5 protein-coding genes and 1 riboswitch are annotated in these 6073 nt (G+C 39.8%); of the genes, 4 read left to right on the plus strand and 1 reads right to left on the minus strand.

All coding sequences use genetic code 11. From position 1 onward, the window contains the following. Positions 1–531 precede the first annotated feature (531 nt). A complete protein-coding gene (locus V4T18_RS18090) occupies positions 532–1833 on the minus strand; it encodes an NCS2 family permease (RefSeq protein WP_332651825.1) in 1302 nt (433 codons plus the stop codon). 136 nt (positions 1834–1969) lie between these two features. Next, a riboswitch (purine riboswitch) is annotated at positions 1970–2071 on the minus strand. 378 nt (positions 2072–2449) lie between these two features. Here V4T18_RS18090 and V4T18_RS18095 point away from each other — a divergent pair. The 4 genes from V4T18_RS18095 to V4T18_RS18110 are packed head-to-tail and all read left to right on the plus strand — an operon-like array spanning position 2450 to position 5924. Then, on the plus strand, positions 2450–3214 hold the full coding sequence (locus tag V4T18_RS18095; RefSeq protein WP_332651827.1) for a GTP cyclohydrolase II: 765 nt from the start codon (positions 2450–2452) through the stop codon (positions 3212–3214). Then, entirely contained in the window at positions 3177–4268 is a 1092-nt protein-coding gene (gene ribD, locus V4T18_RS18100) for a bifunctional diaminohydroxyphosphoribosylaminopyrimidine deaminase/5-amino-6-(5-phosphoribosylamino)uracil reductase RibD (RefSeq protein WP_332651829.1), read from the plus strand. The genes V4T18_RS18095 and ribD overlap by 38 nt, the downstream gene beginning before the upstream one ends. 4 nt (positions 4269–4272) lie before the next feature. Next, positions 4273–5355 carry an FAD-dependent monooxygenase gene (locus V4T18_RS18105; protein ID WP_332651831.1) on the plus strand — a complete coding sequence of 361 codons (1083 nt, stop codon included), beginning with the start codon at positions 4273–4275 and terminating at the stop codon, positions 5353–5355. Between the two features lie 11 nt (positions 5356–5366). After that, positions 5367–5924 (plus strand): 5' nucleotidase, NT5C type, encoded by a 558-nt coding sequence (locus tag V4T18_RS18110; protein WP_332651833.1) that lies wholly within the window; start codon positions 5367–5369, stop codon positions 5922–5924. Positions 5925–6073 lie beyond the last annotated feature (149 nt).

Raw genomic sequence — 6073 nt, forward strand, 5'->3', positions numbered from 1 at the left:
CTCCATAAAAGAAATTTGATTAGCTCAAATTGTTTGTATCTGTCGCTTGCGCTTCTGATACAAAAAAACATTTGCTGGCATCAATTTTGATGTCCAAAATTTTTGTTTCGTTATTTAATACGAAACTTTATTGTTAACGTTTTGCTTGTTCAGTTTTCAAGGTTCATTTTGTCAGCCGGTTTCAGCGGCGACTTTTATTAATTTAACACAGTTGTTTTTTGGTGTCAACTATTTTGTTAAATTCTTTTTTGTTGTTTGCTGTTGTTCAGCAGCAACGTGTTTAAATATATCACCCGTATCAATCAAAAGCAACACTTTAAATAAAGAAAAATAATTCAGAAATCTACCGCAGCATTATACATTGAGTTTCTTCCTATTATATTATAAACCAAAACAAGTAAAGTGCTTTACCTTGTCACCTAGTATATTTGTATTCCTTTAAGTAGTTATTACTCTTTTATCTCTTTTCATACATATTATTTTCACACAAAATAAAACCTCTCCACTAGTGTGTGAAGAGGTTTTTTAATATTACAGGAAGATAAAGTAGCCCAAGAAAATAAGGAACATGCCATACATGATAGGGTGAATTTCTTTTCCACGTCCTGCTACAAGCATCGTGATTGGGTAGAATAAGAAACCAATTGCGATACCCGTTGCGATTGAATAACCAAGTGGCATACAAAGGATCACTAGGAATGCAGGAATCGCGATTTCGATTTTATCCCATTCGATTAATTTTAATGACGATACCATTAGAGCACCAACAATGATTAATGCTGGCGCAGTGACAGCTGAAGTAACAACCGCTAGTAATGGCGAGAAGAATAGAGCTAATAAGAATAGGACACCGGTAACAACTGAGGCAAAACCTGTACGAGCACCTGCTGCAACACCGGCAGTAGATTCAATATAAGATGTTGTTGTTGAAGTACCAAAGATTGCACCTGTTACAGTTGCTAATGCATCTGAAAGTAACGCTTTACCTGCATGAGGTAATTTATTTTCTTTTACTAAACCTGCTTGTCCTGCAACAGCCATTAATGTACCTGCAGTATCAAAGAAGTCTACGAATAAGAATGTTAAAACAACAATTAAGAAATCTGTGTTTAAAATTAAATCCCAATTTCCAAACGCTTCAAACGCTGCACCGAATGTCGGTGAAACATCTGGAATCGATGAAACGACTGCTGTTGGTAAGTTAACTAAACCAAAAATCATACCTGCAATCGCAGTTAGAATCATGCCGTAGAATATACCGCCGTTAATTTTCTTCGCCATAAAGATCGCTGTAATAAATACACCAAAGACCGCTAGTAATGCATTTCCTGAAGTTACATCTCCTAGCTTTACTAAAGTTGCATCATCATTAACGATAATTCCTGCACCTTGGAAGCCTACAAAAGTAATAAATAAACCAATACCTGCACCTACTGCATATTTAAGCTGTGCAGGAATTGCATTGATAACTGTTTCACGGAAACCTGTTAGGGAAAGAATTATGAAAATAACCCCTGAAAATAGGACACCTGTTAAAGCTGTTTCCCAAGCCATTCCCATACCAATTACTACTGAGAATGCAAAGAATGCATTTAAACCCATCCCTGGCGCAAGGGCAATTGGATATTTTGCAATTAACCCCATAAATAAACTGCCGACAGCTGCTGCTAGAGCTGTTGCTACGAATACGGCATTATAGTCCATACCAGCTGCTTCAAGCATGCCAGGATTTACCGCTAAAATATATGCCATTGATAAGAACGTTGTTAATCCACCTAGAATCTCGCGCTTATAATTTGTGCCGAGTTCATCAAACTGGAAATATTTTTTCATTCTAAAATGATCCTCCGTTAATCGTCTGTATTTCTGCCTATAGCCATTCGCTTCAAAAAAAGCACGCGCTTAGTATTGGTCGCATGCTTCGTTTCATTCGTAAAAAGAAAATTATATTTCGCTAGATTACTAGCTTAATACTACTTTTCTTTATCGTAGTCAAATCGTTTACGGTGATTTGGTAGAAACTCACGGGCCATATTCCCGACATTATACGACGACGTATTTAATTATTTTACTTTTGTACTATACCACTTCACTTTTCATATTTCAAGCTATTTACGAACATTCTTTTTAAATTTACCGATAAAGTTCGTGAAAACACCTTCCGAATTGTGTTTAAACTAGCCTATTAATACAAAATCAGCTTCTAAACCTCACAATGCTGTGACTCCTCAAATACTTTTACACTACTCTCATAGTACAAAACCCTAGACAAATCCAATTTACATTTATATACTAAGTTACGTATTGTAAGTCAGCTATCGAGATTATTGTACAATACTTATATAACAGTTGTATAAGACTTGTATAATATGTAAAGTTACCTCATAATGAATGGTACAACTTTTTCTTCCTCTTATTTCTTATAAAACTAATATAGATGGTGATATGAATGAAAAACAAACTCGAAATATTATTAAATAAAATACAACTTACTGACCGAAACGAAAATGAAAATTTGAGCATTGTAGGTCCAGTTCGTCTACCGATTATGCAAGGCGATTTTCAAGCTACGTTCCAATGGTACTCTTGGTTAACGGTTGATAAAGAATTATCTAAGTCACAAGTGATTGATAGGATTTCAACTATGAATCTAGCATTCGGGCAGCAATCTTCCGTTCTAGTATACGGAGATTTCGAAAACCGTGACGATGCACTCATTCGTATGCATAGCATTTGCCATACTGGCGATATTTTCGGTAGTCAGCGCTGTGATTGTGGCTACCAGCTGCATGAATCAATGAAAATGATTGTAGAGCATGGCTGCGGGGCGATCTTTTACTTAGCTGACCATGAAGGACGGGGTATCGGTCTATTCTCGAAATCTCTTGCCTACTTATTACAGGAGGAAGAGTACGATACTGTGGAGGCCAATCATGCACTAGGGTTTGAGGATGACACGCGTTCATACGAAGATGCAATTCGAGTATTAGAGGTACTTCGTCAAAAGCCGGTTACTCTCATTACAAACAATCCGAAAAAGCTAGAAGCATTACAAGCACACGGTCTTCTTGCAGATAGCCATGTTCCACTGTGGGGCGGTATGACTGAAACAAACCGCCACTACCTAGAAACCAAAGTGAAAAAGTCAGGACACATCATGGACGGGGGCAAAGAAAGTGAAGAACGATCAATACTACATGCAGCTCGCGCTTGATTTAGCCTCAAGTGCAAAAGGCAAAACGAATCCGAATCCATTAGTCGGCTCGGTTATTGTAAAGGACGGCACAATTGTTGGTACGGGACTACACCGTAAAGCTGGTGAGCCTCACGCAGAAGTACACGCCGTTCGTATGGCGGGTGAGCACGCAAAGGACGCTACAATTTATGTGACACTTGAGCCTTGCTCCCATTTCGGAAAAACGCCTCCCTGTGCAAACCTAGTAAAGGAAGCCGGTGTGAAACGCGTTGTGGTGGCCATGGAGGATCCTAACCCTGCTGTTGCCGGACGAGGAATCAAGCTGCTACGTGATGCAGGCATTGAAGTAGAGGTCGGTGTATTAGAAGCTGAGGCACGTCGTTTAAACGAGCGCTTTATTCATAATATGATCACCTCTCGTCCTTTTGTCATTTCTAAATTTGCTATGACGCTCGATGGCAAAATTGCAGCTTATAACGGGCATTCACAATGGATTACGAGCGAAGCTGCCCGTGAGGATGTCCATGAACTACGCGACGAGGTTGATGCAATTTTAGTTGGTGTTGGTACAGTGTTAAAGGATAATCCTTCACTAACAACCCGCCTACCTGACCGCACAGGCAAAAATCCGATTCGTATCATATTAGATCGTCAATTACGTACACCACTTCAAGCAACTATTTGTCAAACTGATGTGGCAAGAACAATTATTGTCACTTCTGAAGTGCACGATACTACCCCATTCGAAGCAAAAGGAGTAGAATTCGTCATTGTCCCAACAAAAGAAGGCAAGCTTGATTTAAATACAACACTTGAAAAACTCTATACACTTGGCATTACCGATATATTGGTCGAAGGTGGCGGCGAGGTAAACGCTTCTTTCTTACGTACTGGACTACTCCAAAAATTCCTCGTATATGTAGCGCCAAAAGTACTCGGTGGACGTAACTCAATCACACCATTCACTGGCGAAGATATAGAATCAATCGATATGGCTATGCAGCTTGACTTTGCAAATGTTGAAAAGTTCGGTCCAGACATACGTATTACCGCCTATCCAAAGGAAGGTTAATGTGATGCGAAAAAAAGTAGATGTTTGTATAGTCGGCGCTGGTCCAGGAGGCGCATTACTTGCCTATTTATTAGCAAAGAAAAACATTTCTGTTCTTTTACTTGAACGTACAAACACACTAGCGAAAGCTTTTCGTGGCGAGCATATTAATGAGGAAGGCGAAGCAGTCCTAAAAAAGCATGGACTATTTGATAAGGTCGCTGCACTTGGCATGTTAAAAATGGAGCAGCTTGAATATTGGTTGAACGGTCAGTTAACGAAAACAATTGTGGCAAATCCTGCTGTCGGGCATTTAGGAATTCATGTACCTCAAGCACATTTATTGCAAGCTATTTTAGATGATGCAATACCATATCCAACATTCCAATACTTACTCAATACAAAAGTATCGTCGCTTAGACAAGATAGCACAGGTCGCTATATTGGCGTCTCGGCAATTTGTAACGGTGAACCGCTTGAAATTTCCTGTCAACTCGTTGTCGGTGCAGACGGGCGCTATTCTACAGTTCGTAAACAGGCTCAAATTGATACGACTGTTCGTAAGCATGGGTATGATTTGTTATGGACTCGTATTCCTGCTCCAGCAGTTTGGTCGCCATCCATTAAAATGGCACTCGTCGACGGCATGCAAATCTCGGTTTTTACACAGGTAAAAGGATTTATACAGATTGGTTGGAATATCGAGCAGGGCAGCTACCCTACTTTACGTAAGCAGCCGTTCGAACCGTTTATCGAAAAGTTGACGAAAGCATTTCCTGTGCTAACGGATACGGTAGAAGCACATATTACTTCCTGGCAGGATTTTGTGTTACTTGATGTATTTAGTAGCCAAACAGAGGACTGGGGACGTGACGGACTAGCTTTGATTGGTGATGCTGTGCATGCAATGACACCGACAGGAGCGTTTGGCCTAAATAGCGCGATGAAGGATGCCGATATTTTAGCATCAATTATTGAGAAACAAGCGATCGAAAGGCTCGATTATTTATCCTGCGCAGCGCAGCGCAAGCAAGAGATAGAAAAGATTCAAGCACTGCAAATTGAAAAAGAGCAAGGCTTCGCTTCACAATTTGCTGTTCTTGTGTAACGGAGGATACTATGAAATTCGGATTTGATATTGATGACACGCTTATTAATTTACGTGAGCATGCATTTCATCTATATAATAGAAAATTAAACAAGTCGCTCGGTCTTGAAATTTTCCAAGCCTTACCTACAGTAGAAATCCATGCCCCATTCACCTTAACAAATGAGCAGGGCCGACAAATGTGGCAGGATTCAATGGAGGAAATTTATTTTACGGATTGTCCTACTTACGAGAATGCAGTTCAAACATTACAAAGTTTAGCCGCGGATGGACACGAGGTGTACTATATTACCTCTCGCCCAAAGCACTACTGCCAGCAAACTAGCGAGTGGGTAAAGGCTCAAGGATTCCCAGTCGTGGATGAACGTTTTTTCTGTGGTATGGCCGATCACGAAAAAATCGAGATTATTCAATACCTGCAGTTAGACTATTATGTGGATGATAAACCGGCTGTACTCGAAACTCTAGCTGAGATTGGTACAAAGGTGATTGTAAAAGATCAGTCGTACAATCAGCATGTCAATTTACCTCGTCTAGTCCATTGGGCAGACTTTAAAACATTCCTATAAGTAAAATCCCGACTTTTTAAAATAATTTCGCCAAACAGCAAAGGCTGGGACATAAGTAAAGATTTTATAGAAATCGAGGAACACCTATAGTAATAATTTGCTACTTCATAAATTGATTGTAGAGAAGGGGCGAGTGTAGCTGTCGGCTG

The sequence above is a fragment of the Lysinibacillus sp. 54212 genome (assembly GCF_036662795.1).
Taxonomy (GTDB): domain Bacteria; phylum Bacillota; class Bacilli; order Bacillales_A; family Planococcaceae; genus Lysinibacillus_B.